Source organism: Citrobacter portucalensis (genome assembly GCF_023374935.1).
Taxonomy (GTDB): domain Bacteria; phylum Pseudomonadota; class Gammaproteobacteria; order Enterobacterales; family Enterobacteriaceae; genus Citrobacter; species Citrobacter portucalensis.
The window spans coordinates 3046431-3063342 of the sequence record NZ_CP092466.1; the positions used below are offsets into that span (position 1 = coordinate 3046431).

Annotated in this window: 25 protein-coding genes and 1 pseudogene; 5 read left to right on the forward strand and 21 right to left on the reverse strand. The window is 49.5% G+C overall.

Going from position 1 to position 16912, the window contains the following annotated elements:
• Positions 1 to 19: 19 nt before the first annotated feature.
• Positions 20 to 208: a hypothetical protein gene (locus tag LY264_RS14910; RefSeq protein ID WP_044700587.1), complete on the reverse strand. Its 189-nt coding sequence runs from the start codon at positions 206 to 208 to the stop codon at positions 20 to 22.
• A gap of 144 nt (positions 209 to 352) precedes the next feature.
• Here LY264_RS14910 and LY264_RS14915 point away from each other — a divergent pair, with 144 nt between their 5' ends.
• Positions 353 to 727, forward strand: coding sequence for a FlxA-like family protein (locus LY264_RS14915; RefSeq protein ID WP_044700589.1), 375 nt, complete (start codon positions 353 to 355; stop codon positions 725 to 727).
• Between the two features lie 752 nt (positions 728 to 1479).
• On the opposite strand, the gene LY264_RS14920 is transcribed toward LY264_RS14915, so the two are convergent.
• The 11 genes from LY264_RS14920 to LY264_RS14965 form a co-directional block, all read right to left on the reverse strand.
• Positions 1480 to 2094 (reverse strand): hypothetical protein, encoded by a 615-nt coding sequence (locus LY264_RS14920; RefSeq protein ID WP_044700635.1) that lies wholly within the window; start codon positions 2092 to 2094, stop codon positions 1480 to 1482.
• Positions 2095 to 2107: 13 nt separating this feature from the next.
• A complete protein-coding gene (locus tag LY264_RS14925) occupies positions 2108 to 2683 on the reverse strand; it encodes a DUF968 domain-containing protein (RefSeq protein ID WP_479690932.1) in 576 nt (191 codons plus the stop codon).
• Positions 2646 to 4181 (reverse strand): IS66 family transposase, encoded by a 1536-nt coding sequence (gene tnpC, locus LY264_RS14930; protein WP_001000409.1) that lies wholly within the window; start codon positions 4179 to 4181, stop codon positions 2646 to 2648. The genes LY264_RS14925 and tnpC overlap by 38 nt, the downstream gene beginning before the upstream one ends.
• 49 nt (positions 4182 to 4230) lie before the next feature.
• Positions 4231 to 4578 (reverse strand): IS66 family insertion sequence element accessory protein TnpB, encoded by a 348-nt coding sequence (tnpB, locus tag LY264_RS14935; protein ID WP_000609174.1) that lies wholly within the window; start codon positions 4576 to 4578, stop codon positions 4231 to 4233.
• Positions 4575 to 4958 carry an IS66-like element accessory protein TnpA gene (tnpA, locus tag LY264_RS26000; protein ID WP_001201739.1) on the reverse strand — a complete coding sequence of 128 codons (384 nt, stop codon included), beginning with the start codon at positions 4956 to 4958 and terminating at the stop codon, positions 4575 to 4577. The genes tnpB and tnpA overlap by 4 nt, the downstream gene beginning before the upstream one ends.
• A 68-nt stretch (positions 4959 to 5026) precedes the next feature.
• Positions 5027 to 5593, reverse strand: coding sequence for a hypothetical protein (locus tag LY264_RS14940; protein ID WP_249457352.1), 567 nt, complete (start codon positions 5591 to 5593; stop codon positions 5027 to 5029).
• A complete protein-coding gene (locus tag LY264_RS14945; RefSeq protein WP_044700591.1) occupies positions 5590 to 5949 on the reverse strand; it encodes a RusA family crossover junction endodeoxyribonuclease in 360 nt (119 codons plus the stop codon). The genes LY264_RS14940 and LY264_RS14945 overlap by 4 nt, the downstream gene beginning before the upstream one ends.
• A gap of 2 nt (positions 5950 to 5951) precedes the next feature.
• Positions 5952 to 6152, reverse strand: a complete 201-nt coding sequence (locus LY264_RS14950; RefSeq protein WP_044700593.1) for a hypothetical protein — start codon at positions 6150 to 6152, stop codon at positions 5952 to 5954.
• A 129-nt stretch (positions 6153 to 6281) separates the two neighbouring features.
• Positions 6282 to 6527: a hypothetical protein gene (locus LY264_RS14955; protein ID WP_071681812.1), complete on the reverse strand. Its 246-nt coding sequence runs from the start codon at positions 6525 to 6527 to the stop codon at positions 6282 to 6284.
• A gap of 45 nt (positions 6528 to 6572) precedes the next feature.
• Positions 6573 to 6806 (reverse strand): DinI family protein, encoded by a 234-nt coding sequence (locus LY264_RS14960; RefSeq protein ID WP_044700595.1) that lies wholly within the window; start codon positions 6804 to 6806, stop codon positions 6573 to 6575.
• A gap of 286 nt (positions 6807 to 7092) precedes the next feature.
• Positions 7093 to 8184, reverse strand: a complete 1092-nt coding sequence (locus LY264_RS14965; protein ID WP_048226880.1) for a permease — start codon at positions 8182 to 8184, stop codon at positions 7093 to 7095.
• Between the two features lie 100 nt (positions 8185 to 8284).
• Here LY264_RS14965 and LY264_RS14970 point away from each other — a divergent pair, with 100 nt between their 5' ends.
• Positions 8285 to 8581, forward strand: a complete 297-nt coding sequence (locus LY264_RS14970; RefSeq protein ID WP_038641364.1) for an ArsR/SmtB family transcription factor — start codon at positions 8285 to 8287, stop codon at positions 8579 to 8581.
• Positions 8582 to 8648: 67 nt separating this feature from the next.
• Here LY264_RS14970 and arsC read toward each other — a convergent pair whose 3' ends face one another.
• The 9 genes from arsC to LY264_RS15015 all read right to left on the reverse strand — a co-directional run bounded on the left by arsC (position 8649) and on the right by LY264_RS15015 (position 15470).
• Positions 8649 to 9074, reverse strand: a complete 426-nt coding sequence (gene arsC / locus LY264_RS14975; protein ID WP_038641366.1) for a glutaredoxin-dependent arsenate reductase — start codon at positions 9072 to 9074, stop codon at positions 8649 to 8651.
• 12 nt (positions 9075 to 9086) lie between these two features.
• On the reverse strand, positions 9087 to 10376 hold the full coding sequence (gene arsB / locus LY264_RS14980; protein WP_038641369.1) for an arsenite efflux transporter membrane subunit ArsB: 1290 nt from the start codon (positions 10374 to 10376) through the stop codon (positions 9087 to 9089).
• Positions 10377 to 10422: 46 nt separating this feature from the next.
• Entirely contained in the window at positions 10423 to 12174 is a 1752-nt protein-coding gene (gene arsA, locus LY264_RS14985; protein WP_044700601.1) for an arsenite efflux transporter ATPase subunit ArsA, read from the reverse strand.
• Between the two features lie 17 nt (positions 12175 to 12191).
• Positions 12192 to 12554 (reverse strand): arsenite efflux transporter metallochaperone ArsD, encoded by a 363-nt coding sequence (arsD, locus tag LY264_RS14990; protein ID WP_038641374.1) that lies wholly within the window; start codon positions 12552 to 12554, stop codon positions 12192 to 12194.
• Between the two features lie 47 nt (positions 12555 to 12601).
• Positions 12602 to 12955, reverse strand: a complete 354-nt coding sequence (gene arsR, locus LY264_RS14995; RefSeq protein ID WP_044700602.1) for an As(III)-sensing metalloregulatory transcriptional repressor ArsR — start codon at positions 12953 to 12955, stop codon at positions 12602 to 12604.
• 123 nt (positions 12956 to 13078) lie between these two features.
• Positions 13079 to 13624, reverse strand: a complete 546-nt coding sequence (locus LY264_RS15000; RefSeq protein WP_122984015.1) for a replication protein P — start codon at positions 13622 to 13624, stop codon at positions 13079 to 13081.
• On the reverse strand, positions 13536 to 14447 hold the full coding sequence (locus tag LY264_RS15005; protein WP_044700638.1) for a DnaT-like ssDNA-binding domain-containing protein: 912 nt from the start codon (positions 14445 to 14447) through the stop codon (positions 13536 to 13538). Before LY264_RS15005 ends, LY264_RS15000 begins: the two co-directional genes overlap by 89 nt.
• 252 nt (positions 14448 to 14699) lie before the next feature.
• Complete coding sequence (locus LY264_RS15010) at positions 14700 to 15254, reverse strand: toxin YdaT family protein (protein ID WP_044700607.1); 555 nt, start codon at positions 15252 to 15254, stop codon at positions 14700 to 14702.
• Positions 15255 to 15257: 3 nt separating this feature from the next.
• Positions 15258 to 15470 carry a helix-turn-helix domain-containing protein gene (locus tag LY264_RS15015; protein WP_003832309.1) on the reverse strand — a complete coding sequence of 71 codons (213 nt, stop codon included), beginning with the start codon at positions 15468 to 15470 and terminating at the stop codon, positions 15258 to 15260.
• 105 nt (positions 15471 to 15575) lie between these two features.
• On the opposite strand from LY264_RS15015, the gene LY264_RS15020 reads away from it, so the two are divergent.
• The 3 genes and pseudogenes from LY264_RS15020 to LY264_RS15030 all read left to right on the forward strand — a co-directional run.
• A complete protein-coding gene (locus LY264_RS15020; RefSeq protein WP_003832307.1) occupies positions 15576 to 15956 on the forward strand; it encodes a helix-turn-helix domain-containing protein in 381 nt (126 codons plus the stop codon).
• A 336-nt stretch (positions 15957 to 16292) separates the two neighbouring features.
• Positions 16293 to 16559, forward strand: coding sequence for a hypothetical protein (locus LY264_RS15025; RefSeq protein ID WP_044700608.1), 267 nt, complete (start codon positions 16293 to 16295; stop codon positions 16557 to 16559).
• Positions 16560 to 16730: 171 nt separating this feature from the next.
• Positions 16731 to 16874: pseudogene (locus tag LY264_RS15030) on the forward strand (hypothetical protein); the annotation flags it as partial.
• Positions 16875 to 16912 lie beyond the last annotated feature (38 nt).

Sequence of the window (16912 nt, forward strand, 5' to 3'; positions counted from 1 at the left end):
TCGAAGTAAGTACAGTTGTTTACAATGGTGGAGAGAGAGGACCTTCTAACACCTCTGCTTCACCGTTATGGCAAATGTCATCGCCTCTGGTCAGATGCCAGACACCTGTGATTGTTTTACCCGTCTCCAGATCATCAACAGTGTCATTCGTGTAGTACGCCACCTGTACAATGCCAACATGCTGAATCCAGTAATAGCCCTCTTTCATAAGCTCCTCCGCGATACTCAGCAGATAGTATAGAGCGGCACAAATAATGCTGTGGTGCAGGAAACCACAACTTAACCTTTGCTAATAAAGTAATTTCGAAAGATGACGATAATGGGTAATAAATGTAAGGCCGGAGGAACCACCATGAGCATGACCGTTAGCACTTTGGGTCAGGACATACTGCAAAGCACAGTAAAACAAACATCTTCAAGTACTGGCAACTCTGTTTCACAACAAATTCAAAACCTGAAAAAACAAATTGGAGAGTTGACAAAAGAACTCAGCGCCATGGGTTCAAAAATAAATGAAGTAACCTCCGAAGATGAGGCAAAACTGCTTAAACAGCAGATGGAGATGATTCAAAGGCAAATCGAGTCTATATACGCAAAAATTGCTCAATTACAAAAACAAGAAGCAGAAAAAAACCAAATGGTATCGGAAGCATTACCTACGGTAAGTGACAAATCAAGTTCGAACGTTGCAGGGAATAATACTAAAAATATTGATGTCTACGTTTAGCAGTTGCCCCCTCTCATTTTTCCTCTGAGCTAGAAACGACAAAGCATTGAGCATTGTGAGAACTTGTTTTCAAGTTAACGATTTCAGCTCGGCGATATGACAGGGGTACTGGTGTAATACACCTCGCGAATACCCCTGTCGTATCGCCGGAAAGCAAAAACCCCGCGCTGGCGGGGTTTTCGTTATATTCAAATTGTTCGCTTTTCGTCGCTGCCATCGTGGCGCAGCTCTGCCAAGCATGAATTAATTATTCACTTTGTTGGCCCGTTTTCAAACGTTTTTACGTCATAAAGCACTTATAGCTAATTCCCGCTGCCATTTTGTACAAATATCGTTCAATCAATGAGCTACTTGTTGCAAAACGATCGTTTTGAACGATCGATAAATGAAAATTGATCTGTAATACCAATTTTAATTGTGTGGTTATCGCACGTAGACTCAGGGCAAAACCTAATAAATGGAATTATCATGAGCCTTTATCACTACTTGGCCATATATATCGCGGGTTTCATCGCAATGTTTGCTTTGTTAGTTCGTGGGGATAGAGTACACGGCCTCGAATTTGACCTGGCTGATACGGTGATAACCTCCATTCTGTGGCCCTTCTACGCCGTTGCTATTATCTGTATTAAGATTTATGAGCGGTTTAAACAGAATCGTCAGTAATAGCCAGTTCCCCCGGCTACTGACCGGGGTTTTTGTTTCGAATTACAGGCTCATTAGTCTCCCGGTCAGCTCCTCTTTTGGTATGACTAACCATCCTCTAACCCAGCTCTCATCTGGTTACGAACCGCAAGGAATGTTTTTGCTCTGAATATTTCCAGGCACCATCGCACACGCTTTCTCGCCTCCCCGTCGGTTAACCATGGCGCAATCGCCTGCAGCTCCCGGGTTATGTCTGATATTTTTTTTCGGGTGGTGTAATACTGAAGACCAACAACATAAACCGGATCGTTTATATCCAGCGCCTGCAATACGCATTGTTCAACAAAATCGACATCATCATTATGCAGAGCTTCATCAATCACACTGGCAGTTGACTGTGGCCAGAGAATGCTATGTGCCCTGTTCATCGCCTGCTGTCCACGGAATCCCTCTTCACGAGCCTGGTTCAACGCTGCGGTGAAGCGTTCTAACGCCTTATCTGACCAGTTCCGTCCCTTAAGCACATTCCAGCACGCGTGTCCTCGCGGCATACGTGGTGCTGTTTTTCCTCCCACCCCTTCCCCCCAGGTAGTGAGCAAGGATTTAATCCATCCGGACTGGATCCCCGTAAGAAGGATACATTTACCCAGCCAGCTTTTACGCGGCGCTGATGCGGCTTTACCAAGTGCTTCAAAATGATTGCGGCGTTGACGTGGTGTCATCCTGTTCATCTCCTTACGCCAGAACGCCGAGCCCATAAGCCCGATCCAGCACTCTGATTATCATTACCGGCTGAGGAACATTTTTTTGCTCAAACTTCACCGGGTCGTTATGTAGTTCTGTATGGCACTGGCGGCACAGGGGGATCGCAAAAATATCATGCGCCTTTGTTGCCATTCCTCCCTGCCCCCAGCCAATTAAATGGTGTGGGTCATCTGATGGTTTACCGCAGCATTCGCAGGGTTGTGTTTTAATCCATTCCAGATACCTGAGGGCCGTCCAGCGGACCCGCTTTGGACGTTTCATATAGGTTTGCGGGGACTCAGGATCGACCAGAACACCAACTATGGGCTTAACCGCAGGTACCTGCGCTGGTGGCAAGTTCACGGGTATTGTGCTGGCTTTAGCTGTAATGATGCTGGTGGCGGTTACACCCGGTTTGATATCGCATTCACGCATGACTGACTGATGTTCTTCCGAAGGAATACGGAGCGCCCGGCTGGCTACTGATTGTAAGCGTGCAGTGAGAACCGTATTGACGAAGTGAAGCTGGTCAGGCAGGCAGAGTAACCCGCCACGGGAGCAGAGCACCCACCCGGTTCACAGGCCAGTCGGCGATGACATCAAGTACATAATGCAGATAGCGTTCCGGATCCACGCCGTTTAATTTGCACGTCCCGATAAGACTGTACAGTGACGCACCGCGCTCACCACCATGATCCGAGCCGAAGAACAGCCAGTTTTTTCTCCCCAGACTGACCCGTCGTAGGGCGTTTTCGGCAATGTTATTATCCACCTCCACCCAGCCATCTTCTGCATAGCGGATCAGCGCCGGCCACTGGTTCAGCGCATACCCGAACGCCTTCGCCAGTTCTGAGTGCCTTGAGAGGGTTTTCTGTTTCTCCCGCAGCCACCCCTCCAGTGACGCCAGCAGCGGCAGCACTTTTTGGTGCCGGACTGCCTGCCGTTCCTCTGCTCTTTTACCTCTGATCTCCGACTCGATGGCATACAGCTCGCCGATCCGTTTCAGCGCCTCCTCCGTCAGGACTGACGGGGTACGGACGTGAACATCGTGGATTTTTCGGCGGGCATGGGCCCAGCACGCGGCTTCCTTTATATGGCCGTCGCGGTAGAGCTCGTTGAACCCGGCGTAGGCATCAGCCTGCAGTACGCCACTGAAGCCTGCAAGATGGGTCTGAGGGTGGATACCTTTTCTGTCCGGGCTGTAAGCGAACCACACTGCGGGGGCCAGCGCTGATCCGGCGTTGCGGTCGTCTCGAACGTACGTCCATAAGCGCCCGGTCTTCGTCTTCTTATTGCCCGGCAACAGCACCGGGACAGGCGTATCGTCAGCATGGAGTTTGCCGTCGGTCAGGACATAGTGCTGAAGGGCTTCATCCAGCGGTGCCAGCAGACGACAACACGCATCCACCCAGCCCGACAGTACAGAACGACTCAACACTACACCCTGGCGGGCATAGATCTCCGACTGGCGATACAGCGGTGTGTGCTCTGCATACTTTGAGGTCAGCACTCGGGCCAGCAGCCCCGGTCCGGCGATCCCCCGTTCGATGGGGCGCGAAGGAGCCGGGGCCTGAACGATGCGATCGCACCGACGGCAGGCATGCTTTTCACGGACTGTCCGGATAACCCGGAAGGCGCTGCGCATCAGCTCCAGCTGTTCGGCGGCATCCTCACCCAGGTAACTCAGCGAACCACCGCACTCCGGGCAACACGGCTCAGTCGGCAGCAGCCGCTTCTCATCCCGTGGGAGTGACTCAGGGAACGGTTTGCGGGTGCGGGTCTGACGCAGCGGGCGCTGCACTGCCGGGTCATCCACCCGGCCGGTCAGCGTATCGCTTTCCTGCTGCAGCAGGTTCAGGTCAGCTTCCATTTGCGCGATACGGCGGGATACCTTTTCGGAACGACTGCCGAAGTTCATCCGGCGCAGCTTATCCAGTTGCGCCTGCAGATGGTCTATTTCGCGTTCCCGGTTGCTCAGCTTTTCCTGCAGGGCGTGGATCAACGCTTCCTGTTCGGCCAGGCGCTGTTTCAGCAGAAGGATGTCGTCAGAAGAGGTATCGTTCATAAGCCTGTATTTTACCAGGCTTATTCTGCGACAACCAGGATAAAGAGCGCTACAACATGGTCAGGGATGTCAGTAACCGCTTTGGCTGTCGCCAGTCGATACCTTCCATCAGCATCGCCAGTTGCGCCGGCGTCAGGAACACTTTGCCATCGCGGGCTGAGGGCCAGGCGAAGCGACCACGTTCCAGTCGCTTTGTCAGCAGGCACAGACCATCGCCGGTGGACCAGAGCAGTTTTACCTGACTGCCGCTGCGTCCCCGGAAGATGAAGACGTGGCCGGACATCGGGTCATCTTTCAGCGCGGTCTGCACCTTTGCGGCGAGGCCATTGAAGCCGTTGCGCATATCGGTGATACCGGCAACCAGCCAGATTTTTGTGCCTGCGGGAAGATTTATCATACCGGCCCCCGCATCAGTTCGCGCAGGACAGTGCTCATGAGTTCAGCAGAGGGATGAGTCAGTGTTATTTCTCCTCCCCGACATTTTATGTGGCAGGTAGCGGGAGGAGAGCAGGATGGTAGTTCGAAGGTTGGGAGAGAAGAGCCCGCCTGAAGCTGCACGGGTATCAGGGCAGGAAGCGACGATGAGTTTTTTCGGGGCCGACAGACCCGCCCTTCACGCTGCCAGAGCCTTATCCATTTAAAGAGCAGGTTATCATTGACGTCATGTTTCCGGGCCAGTGCGGCAATACTGCCTTCTTCTTCAAGAGCCAGCCTGACCAGTTCCATTTTGAATTCAGGGGAATAGTGTTTCCGGGGAAGTCTTTCTTTAGCGCGCATGAGGTGTCCACCTGCAAAATAAGTGGGTGCTTAAGTTACAGGATCCTGGATTCGGGACCAGACGGTACTCAGACGACGCTTACTACTGATTCGGGAATTACGTCGGTAATCCCCATACGAACAGCCCACCAGCAAAGCTCCGCTAGCGACAACTCTCTGGAAGAATCCATATTCAGCGCCACCATGATGCTGTTAATAATCCAGTTAACAACATTACGTCTCGCCAGCTCTGAAAGTTGTTCGCTGTAGTGGTCACGCAAATGGTTATCACAATGTCCACACAGGAGAACCGATCCAGGTTCATGACGCAGAGTGGTTAGCTCGTGATAATGGTAATCGCTGTGTGGCCACTGGCAGCAGCTACCGCCATAACGCAGAAGCCAGTAATCAAGGCCACTCAAATCACCAGCAGCCTTAATAACTTTTTCATCCAGGAAGAACGGCTTCAGGGAGTCGTCACTGGCAAGTGGCTGGCGAACGTCAGGAACACGGCCAGCAGGCAACCTTTCCATGCTTGCCGGCTGGCTTTCCACCAGCACACGTTCACAACTGAATAATGACATCAGCTCACTGCCCGGTTTGAGCAGCACAATTCCAAGCTCACGCGCAACCACCGGCTTCAGCAGCGCCCTCATTCTGCTATCTCCCCGATAATTATTTGTCCCTTCTCTCCCCATAATTTAGTGACGCGTGAATCCCAGATGTGAGCGTCATCTTCGTAAATGGCATCCATCAGCGCTTTCATCATGTTGTCGAAATCGGGTTTAGCCTGGTGTGGTTTACCGTTTAACTCAGCCCGTTTCTTTTTGCTCCAGCTCGCTGGCATCGGAAGCATGAAGGTGACATGCGAACCGCTTTCCGGCAGCTCAACACCCTGCAGACGAACTTCATCACAGAAAGCCCGGTAACGCAGAACCTCAGGACGCTTTTTCCATTTGTCAGCGCGCGTCATTCGGGGCTTGCCCATTGGGGTGATATCGTAGACTTTCACATTCACCTCCAGATCCGCTGTTGCCAGGTTCTGTCCTGGCGAGGAGGCTTAGATGCTTCCGGCAAGAACGCGCTGATCGTCCAGTGAATAAAGTCATTATCCAGACTACGCTCGGTCTTAATCTGCTTTGCTTTATAGCTGGCTTCCAGTTCGTCAGCCTGCTCAGTGGTGAGTTGTGTATGTTGAAACCAGCTTTTCTTCATAACGCACCTCTGGATGCGGCAAAAAGAAAATCGCTGGCGTTGGTTAACGTCAGTATGAGGGATTGCTTGAATTGATCTTGCGCCATGGGGCTTTTCTCCTGTGGCGCAGCAGGTATAGGTTGTTCAGGCCTATGACGGGAGTGTAACAGATTTTTGGGTAACGCGATAACCAGCCCTTTCCAGCATCTGGGTAAACAACGTAGGTGTACCAATAATTTCATTATCCTGAAGAGGCATGAAAGACACCATGCTACCGCGACGGTACATCAGGGCGCGCTCACACTCAGGAAATGATTGCAGCCTGGCAACGATGACTCCATCGTGACATCTGATGACTGCGTAGCCTTTTTTGGGCAATCCTAATTTTTCTTTCACTTAAACTCCCCCATGCAAACGGGATAAAAGTAACACCCAAAATAATTAATAAAACCAGTCGTCAGCACTTTCCCAGGTTTCCTGGAGGATAGTCTCTATTTTCTTTTTATCTTCCTTGTCACCACCAAGAACACTTAAGCCATCAGAGCCTGTACGACGTATGCTCAGGCTGCAGTTCTCATACTGATTACCCAACCTTTTAAGTAACTCTTTCTCCAGCGCCGGCACTGCTCCCTTTGGAAGTTCTTTAGTACGATCAATGGTGAGTTCAACTTTCATATTAGCCTCCACTGCATATACTGTATATTTGTACAGTACACCGATACATTGAAATGATCAATGACTTAAGAGCACAAATTGTTAACCTTAGCCTATAAATGAGATGCAAAAAAAACCCGCCGAAGCGGGTTCAATCCAATGAGGACTTGTTGTTTTGACACCATTGTAAGTATTGAGATATCAACGTCCTTAAATTTGGATAACTGCTTTGATTGGGATTGATTGCGCAACTTTCATATGCTCGTCTCCCCCTGCAACTTTTTCAGGTTCTGTCTAACATACCCAATCAAAATAACAACTGTGTCAGGTATCCCATAATAATCGCCATGCCCAAAATAACGGTCAGAAATGCAGCAATCAAGGGTGTTTTGAACATTGATTTAAGCAGTATTACTTCCGTCAGACTAGCTCCTGCGCTACCAATAATCAGAGCCATTACTGCTCCCGTTCCCATGCCTTTATCCATCAAGACTGATGCCAACGGAATTACTGCCTCAGCACGTATATACAACGGTATTCCAATAATTGCACTTAGTGGAATCGCAAACGGATTATCATTCCCAGCATGAGCAGCAATCCACTCTGCAGGTATAAAACCGTAGATAAACGACCCTATAACAATACCTAACATCAGATAAGGTAATACATCTTTAAATTGAGTCCAGGCATCCTGAAATGCCAGTCGTATCGCACCAGGCTCTCTTACTACACTTTTCGCGAAGAATTGTTTATTTGTTTGGCCCGTCTCGCAGCTCAATTCACAATTTGTGCCCCGAAATGCTGAGAAACTCTTAAACGTTTCTTGTGGTTTAGAACAACTATTAGCCCCTATGTCCTGTTGATTTGATACAGAACAGCAAGCTGAAACACTCTGTAGTTTAGTTTCAGGAGTTTTTCCACTGCTAACACCACAACAGCTAGCCAGCGGTTTTGATGTTTCGACAATATGTCGGTCAAAACCAAGCACATCTAACAAAATACTTGCCAGTACGGAAACTGTTGCAGCTATAACAGCGTATAGCAGGGTAACTTTCCAACCAAAAGTAACCCACATCAGACCAATGATTATCGGGTTAAGCAGAGGTGAAACAAACAAGAATGTAAGTGTTGGACCGAAGCCTGCTTTTGCTGATAACAGTCCGCGTAACATGGGAATTGTAGAGCAGCTGCAAAACGGTGTTACAGCTCCTAACAGCGATGCAAGTATGTAACCTCTCCCCTTTCTCGCCCCTAACATTCTTTGAATCTTTTGGTCCGGAATTTTTTGCCTGATAAGGCTAACACCCGCACTAATCAGAAAAAAAAGCGCAGACAACTCGACAGCAAGAAACAAGAACATCTCTGCCGCGTTAGTAAACATAGAAATCCAGCTATTCATGAACCCCCCTATAAACCATACTTCTAGAATAATCGAATTATTGAGGTTAGATCAACATATTTCTGGTATTATCGAAATATCAATAGATGAGGAAGGTACCATGCAACTAGAAGAAGTAGCTAAAGCTATGAAAGAATTAGGACATCCAACACGTTTGTTTATTTTCAAACACCTTGTTAAAGCCGGTGAACAAGGTTTACCTGTAGGTGATCTACAAAAACAACTTGCGATTCCATCTTCAACACTGAGTCATCATATATCCGCTCTTGTTTCCGTAGGTCTGGTCAAACAAAATCGCGAAAGCCGCTCCTTAATCTGCGTTTCTCAATATGACAAGTTAGAGTCGATTATTGATTTTCTACGCGAAGAATGTTGCATCAACAGTCCAAAGATTTAAATCGAGGCAATCCATTGTTTTTATTTGATAAAGGAGCCGCCTAAATAACAGGCGGCTCTCCTGTCGCTTATTTCAATTTTTTGCCTGCATCATCAACGACTTTCTCGCCATCTTCCTTGGCGAAAGCCCCTTTCTGAGCATCAGGAAGGATATCCAGAACAACTTCAGAAGGACGGCACAGTTTGGTTCCCAGCGGTGTTACAACGATGGGGCGATTAATCAGGATCGGATGCTGCAACATAAAGTTAATTAACTGGTCGTCAGTAAATTTATCTTCGGCAAGACCCAGTTCCTCATATGGCTCGACGTTCTTACGTAGTAACGCCCGGACGGAAATGCCCATATCAGCAATGAGTTTGACCAGCTCATCGCGTGAAGGTGGAGTCTCAAGGTAAAGAATAACGGTCGGCTCATTACCGCTGTTGCGGATCATCTCAAGCGTGTTACGCGACGTGCCGCAGGCAGGATTGTGATAAATGGTGATGTTGCTCATATCAGTATCTCATTACAAAGTGAAAGAGAGACGTAGCGCCAGCGCTGCCAGCGTTACAAACAGCACAGGCAGAGTCATGATAATCCCGGTGCGGAAATAGTATCCCCACGTGATGGTCATATTCTTCTGTGAAAGTACATGTAGCCAGAGCAGCGTTGCCAGGCTACCAATAGGTGTGATTTTCGGCCCCAGATCGCAGCCAATCACGTTGGCATAAATCATCGCCTCTTTGATGACGCCGGTTGCGGTACTGCCATCAATAGAAAGAGCGCCAACCAGCACGGTAGGCATGTTGTTCATGATGGAAGACAGGAAAGCCGTCAGGAAGCCAGTACCCAGCGTCGCGGCCCAGAGTCCTTTATCAGCCAGCACGTTCAGAACACCTGAAAGATATTCGGTTAGCCCTGCGTTGCGCAGACCGTAAACTACCAGGTACATCCCCAATGAGAAGATGACGATCTGCCAGGGTGCACCATGTAGCACTTTACCAGTGTTAATGGCATGGCCTCGTTTCGCCACTGCAAACAGAATTATCGCCCCAACCGCTGCAATCGCACTAACGGGAATACCGAGCGGCTCGAGGACGAAGAAACCAACAAGCAGGAGAATCAGAACTATCCAGCCAGTGCGGAATGTAGCCGTATCTTTTATTGCCTCTGTTGGTTTCTTTAGGAGGGCCAGATCGTAAGTTGGCGGGATGTCCTTGCGGAAAAACAGATGCAGCATAATTAGTGTGGCAATAATGGCGGCGATATCGACCGGTACCATCACCGATGCATATTCGGTGAATCCCAGACCAAAGAAGTCCGCCGAAACAATATTCACCAGGTTCGACACGATAAGCGGCAGGCTGGCAGTATCGGCAATAAACCCGGCTGCCATGACGAATGCCAGCGTGGTACCTTTGCTGAATCCTAATGCCAGCAGCATAGCAATAACGATTGGTGTCAAAATAAGTGCCGCACCATCGTTGGCAAACAGTGCCGCCACCGCTGCGCCGAGCAGGACGATATAGGTAAAGAGCAAACGGCCACGACCGTTACCCCAGCGTGAAACATGCAATGCCGCCCATTCGAAAAAGCCTGATTCATCGAGCAGCAGGCTGATGATAATCACCGCAATAAAGGTCGCTGTCGCGTTCCAGACGATATTCCACACCACCGGAATATCGCCTATATGCACAACGCCAGAAATCAAAGCCAGGCCCGCGCCCAGCGTTGCACTCCAGCCGATCCCTAATCCTTTCGGTTGACAGATAACCAAGACAATGGTCAGGACAAAAATAGCGCCTGCCAGTAACATACACCCTCCTGACAGGGCGGATCTGCCGCCCTGTATAAACAAAAAATTAACTCGCCAACTCTCTGAGTTTTTCAATACCTGTTGGCTCAGAAGCCAGTACCGGAACGAGCGCTATATGGTCAGCGTGCTGATTCTTAACAGCCTCAATCTGAGGCTGTTCCTGCTGAGCGCGCTGGCAAAGCAACGGAGAACGCGTATCCGCGATGGAAAGGCTGTTATTGATAATCCAGCCCCATGGATGAATCCCCGCTCTTTCAAGGTCAGCCTGTAGGCTTGCCGCTTCCAGTACCGGTGTGGTTTCAGGCAGAGTGACCAGCAGAACTTTGGTTCGTTCCGGGTCCTGAAGCTGCATCATTGGGGTAGTAAAATGACCTTTCTCCCCCATTTTTTTGGCAATCTCTCGGTGGTAAGCCCCGGTAGCATCCAGCAACAACAGCGTGTGCCCAGTGGGAGCTGTATCCATGACAACAAACCGCTTACCTGCTTCACGAATCACTCGGGAAAAAGCCTGGAACACGGCAATTTCTTCAGTACAGGGAGAACGTAAATCTTCTTCCAATAGCCGTTTCCCTGCTTCGTCCAGATCTTTTCCCTTCGTCTCAAGAACATGCTGGCGATAGCGTTCGGTTTCATCGTGAGGGTTGATGCGGCTGACCTGCAGGTTTTTGAGGCTGCCGTTCAGCGTTGTACTCAGGTGCGCAGCGGGATCAGAGGTGGTGAGATGCACGTCATATCCCATGTCTGCCAGCCTTACGGCGATAGCAGCAGCCATCGTGGTTTTCCCTACACCACCTTTGCCCATCAACATAATCAGGCCATGTTCACTGCGGGCGATATCATCGACCAGGTCAGAGAGCGATAAGTTTTCAGGCGTGTACAGGACGTTCGGTACCGGGAGCGGTAATGCATCAAAACGGGTATCCAGCAGCCCCTTCAACGCAGACACACCAACCATATTTACTGGCTGGAGTAATAAGGTATCTCTCGGTAGCTCAGATAAACCAGCAGGAAGATTTGCCAGTGCTTCCTGCTCCCGTTGCCATATCGCAGCAGCCAGCGCGTCATGTTCAGCTTCGGCTTTAGGCAGCACACCATTAATAACCAGGTACTGGTTTTTCAGGCCAATTGCGGCCAGTTCTTCATGGGTGCGGGCTACTTCCTGCAGCGTAGATTTTTGCAGTCGTGCAACCAGAACCAGGCGGGTACGTTCAGGATCGGACAACGCCTCTACCGCATGAGCATACTGCTCACGCTGCTTTTCCAGCCCGGCCATTGGGCCAAGACAGGAAGCACCATCCGGATTACTTTCAATGAAACTACTCCAGGCACCGGGAAGCTGGAGAAGGCGAATCGTGTGGCCCGTCGGCGCTGTATCAAAAATGATGTGATCGAAGCGGGTCAGCAGGGAAGCGTCTGTCAATAAGCCGGTGAACTCATCAAACGCCGCAATCTCAGTCGTACAGGCTCCTGAAAGCTGCTCGCTGATACTGTTAACAACGTCTTCAGGCAGAAGACCTTTGATAGGATCAACGATTCTGGAGCGGTATTGTTGGGCGGCTTCCTGAGGGTCAATCTCCAGAGCGGAAAGTTCAGTAACTGCTGTCACAGAGCGAATGGTGTTACCGATAGCCTGGTCGAATACCTGACCGACATTGGAGGCTGGATCTGTACTGACCAGCAAAACCCGCTTACCTTGTTCGGCAAGGCGGATAGCCGTCGCGCAGGAAATGGACGTTTTTCCTACGCCACCCTTGCCAGTAAAAAACAGGTAAGGCGGGATATTCTCTAAGAATTTCATATGTCCTCCTGACATATTCAGCAACAGGAAGTATTACCACCACAGCAGCTGGTGGGAGCTAACCCTACCTTCTCCAGCGGAATACCGAACCAGCGAGCCAGCTCAGCGCGTTTTGGGTATCGCCCAGCCATCACCGTTTCACCGTCCAACAGCAGTAGCGGAAGCCCTTCTGCTCCAGATGCTTCGAGGAATACTTTCGCTTTCTCATTATGAACAAAGCTCATGGGCTGCTGCGCCAGGTTATAACGTTCAACCTGTACGCCACGTCCTTTCAGCCACTGCACATCAGCAGAGAAATCAACCAGAACCTGATCGACATCTGAGCCACATACGCCGGTACTGCAGCACATTGCCGGGTCAAACACCGTTAACGTCTTCATTCTGAATACCTCACATTCGAAAAATCATATATGTTCAGGCAAATTTTTTAGATGCAAACAGCCTTACCGCTACCAGAGCAGTTTGCCGATGCCAGCTTACGGGCGATGGCCTGTACGTCGTCCTGTTGGCTTAACCAAGCCTGCTCAATTACCTGAGCAGCCCATGACGGAATATGCGGAGATAAGCGGTAGTGAACCCACTTGCCCTGCTTGCGATCCAGTAATAATCCACTTTCCCGGAGCATTGCCAGATGACGGGAGATCTTGGGCTGCGACTGATCCAGCGCCGTACAGAGATCGCACACGCATAGCTCTCCCATTTCTCTAAGCAGCAATACGATGCCCAGCCGAGTTTCATCGGAAAGGTTTTTGAAGAGTTGTAGAGAAGTTAGTTCAGCCATTTTAGTCTCCTGAATTCTCTCCGTAGTTTCCTGCAATAGTTGAGTGTCGTCAACCATCACATTCGAAAATTCGAATATGATGGCTATGTGGTTTTAATATCAGATTTACTGATTGTTCATTATTCAATTTGTTAATCCTGCCGCTTTTCGACGCCTGTATTCATCTATCAGTAATTGTGCTGGCGTTGGTCCTGCCGGATGGCGCGGCGCTTCCAGTTGACGTCGAATTGGTGGGACACTTAGTCCATTACCAACATGCTTCGACCACTTCGTGAGTAACTTTTCTGCCAGTCGTTTCAGCTCCCCCTCTGTCATTTGTCGTTCTACGCCCGTTCTCCGCATTTCAATGCAGATGTGATACAGCACGGGCTGAGGCCATGGATATTTATCGCTTCCTGAATACCGATATGACTCATTGCGCCAGCGCCGGTATTCCGTCATAACCTGCTCCGATTTCAGTCCGAATGGATTCGCACCACTCTCTGAAACCAGAGAAACAAACTCAGCCAGGTCAGGCGGCCATGTATTTCCCATCGCGCAGCGCTCCATGCATTGCTGACAGACCAGCCGAATTTGCTGTTCAGTCATCGAACCTATCTGGGCTATCCAGATAGGCGAAGGCTCCGCCCCGTTCTTCTGGGTCCATCGGTTCGAATACACCTCCCCCATGACCTGCCACAGTCGCCAGGCTGTTTCCGTCGCCATCAAGTCCATTCCTGCGGCGCCACTCTGCGTGTGCTGACTGAATTTGCTGAACTGCCCGGGATGCTGTTGGTTCTGATCCTGCTCCCACATGACTGTTACCTCCGGTTTCTGGTTTTACCTGCGTTCTCACCCGGGCTACATGTCGGGCAAATTTTTGTTCCCACTGGATTTGAGTAAAAACTTTCCCTTCCGACTCCCAATACGCGGTGAATTCTGCGAGTTCAGTCAGAAGGTAATCTGGTTCAGGCAGGGAGATACCCCACGATGCGGCGCGCTGTCGGAAGTCTCTGGAGGGAAGCCAGCTATCTGCCATGCTGAATTTCCCGATCGGTTCATCAACACCGTCCAGGTACCGGGGCATGGACGGGGATGGCAGTTCCTCCCCATTCGGATTTTTCATCGCGCCCGCGTTAAGAGAGGGGTTTAAGATCTGTTTACTGCTAACTGCTTTCTGGATACCTGATGGCAAAGGTTTAGCCAAAGACTTAGCCTTATCCTTAGGCAAGGCGAAAGCCTTATCAAAAGCCATCCCCATAGCGTCAGAAACCCCGTAGCAGGCGACTTTGAGAGCTTCATAAGCTTTATCTTTCAGTGAACATTCGGGCAGTAATTCAAACGATCTTGCCCAGGATTTGATCACGTTTACTGATGCTGGCGGATTATGTTTCACCGCATTAGGCAACCAAAAAACTCTGGCTTTAAGATCGGCTTCCACCATACCTAACGCTATGGCTTCACCTAAGGCTAAGTCGAAGGCTTCGACATCCCAGTTTAATTCTTCGGCCATAGCCGCCCTTCCCGCCTTATAAAGCCCGGGAATAATCCCTGTGAATGGACCTGTAAGCAGGTAAATAAACAGACTCTGCCCACTTGGCGGGAGTGGTGATAAGGCTCGAAACTTAGGATCATCCCACATGGTGATCTTCACCTTACGGTAAGGCTCGTTACTAGCCTTACTCTTAGGCATGGCCTTAGCCAAAGGATTAGGCATACTTCACCCCGCGAGTTGCAGTAATAATGGTCATAGGTCAAAACTCGATTAAAACAATTGCGGCGCTACGGCGCTTATACTCGCCAGTAGTGGTCCCGCCGCGTCAGCAGGTAGCATGTTGAACAATGCGATTGCCGCCTCACGAATTTCCTTCTCGAGCTTTTGTAATGGAGCGCCAATTAATTTCGCATGGTGTGCCTCACTGCACTCTTTGATAGCGTTCGCCACCAGCTCCGCTTCTGTGCTCGCATTACTTAACCCGTGCTTCCTGGCAATCTGAACTGGCATAGCAGCAATGATTGAGTCTGACAGCTGCATAACGTAAGCCGTGTACTTTTCTGACCCCCCTTCATTTTTCAGATATCGGAATAAATTCTGTTTATTAACAGCGATTCCGCGGCCATCTGCTTTGGCCCACTCTTCAGCCACCAGCTGAGCGATCCGTTCCTGTGCCTGTCCTGGTAATGTCGATTCCCATTCACGAACGGCGGCCAATATGGCACGGTGCTGGATACTGTCACGTCGCTGGGGTTTAAATTGATTTTGCGATTTCACCGCAGCGGCTACTCGTGGTTTATTATGGGAATAAGCTACTGATTGCATCTTTCAGACCTCGCTTTGTGGCGGAAATACACTATCAAGAGAGCAGGTGCGCCCTAACTCGTTAAGCTTCTCCACAATCAATCTGCATTCCGGTAGGCCAGGCTGACGTGTTCCGTTCTCATAATTTGAGAGCCTTGACTGACGCCACCCGAATAATTTGGCTAATTGCTCTTGAGTTAAACCGAGCGCTTGCCGTTCTTTGGCGATGTTGTTCATCTTGTCCTCACATTTAGTGTTTAGCTGAATTAAACACACAATGTGTTAGATAGTCAAGACGAAACGTTCTTTGAGCGTTAACACGTAACGTGGTAAAAATCAGTAATGAATATAAACACTGCAATTGCCGCCAGACTGAAGCAGCTACGCGAACAGAAAAATATGTCGCAATCTAAACTCGCAGAGTTATGTGGGTGGGCTCAGTCACGCATCGGGAACTATGAAGCGGGTCGCCGCAATGTGGGCGTTGACGACGCTATAACGATATCTAAAGCTCTCGGAATTAGCCCGGCTGAACTAATGTTTGGTGATGATCACGCCGAATCATGGTTAACGCCAAAACATCGTAAGTTGATTACTCTTTTTGACCAGTTGCCGGAGTCTGAACAAGACAGAATGATCGATACCTTTCAATTGCGGCTGAAAGAAATTGATGAGTATGTCGAGAAGTACCTTCGGGGACGATTAAAGCCAACTGACGATTAAACTACAATTTTTAACAATCTAACCAGCCTACTTGGCTGGTTTTTTTATGCCTTTCACCTTCCCTTTTCCCATATCGTTATCATCCACGCCACCTTAAACACATGCTGTGTTGACTTTCAAACACATTTAGAGTTTAAATATAAACACAGTTTGAAAAACGTCATCTAGGCAGGACGCCCACGAAGTAGCTGCCGGCAGCATACGAATCACCGGATGAGATGGCGAACATTAATGCGCAGCAGTCAGTACCGTTCCGCTTGCCAGCGATAAGGCTAAATGAAGAACCCCCTGTATCACTGTTACTGGACACAGGGACAGAATGTTGAGGGAAACATTATGAGGATCGAAATAACTAAAGTTGGAGGCAAGGTTTGCTTAGTCATATCCCCTATCAAGCTCTCTGTCGCGGATCGCATAGCTACTGCCATGGAAAACAGCGAAATCGTTGCAGCTCTTGGTGCTTATTTCACAGCCATTGGAGAGGCACCAAACGGAGAACTCGTTGGGCTCTATCTCTATTTTAATAACTTGGATACCGCTACGTTCGTAACGCTCAATCATTTGATTGAAACGGATGAGCCAGTCCCGATAGTCATCAGGTAATACCCACGAATCGGTCAGAACTTCTTTACAGGAATCATACTGTGCGCGGTTCTTGAACCAAAAAACACTTATTGGTCGAGCGGCCAGTTTTATGTCCTTGCTGGCTAGATGGGAAATACCAGCTTATCACCGAGCCTGAAATGGAGAAATGACCGGTAAAACAAGGAAACCAAAATGATTGATTTTGCGCGTAAACCAGTGCGGTGTCAGGCCGTACATCTAAATCGCATTGAAGTAATCATTCGACTGATTTGCTACATGCTCGCCCAGAAGGGCGACCCGTCTGCCGACCAACAGACTGCAGTTCGTTCATAACGAGTTTGACCAATGGCTGTTGCCAGCATCAGTAAGGA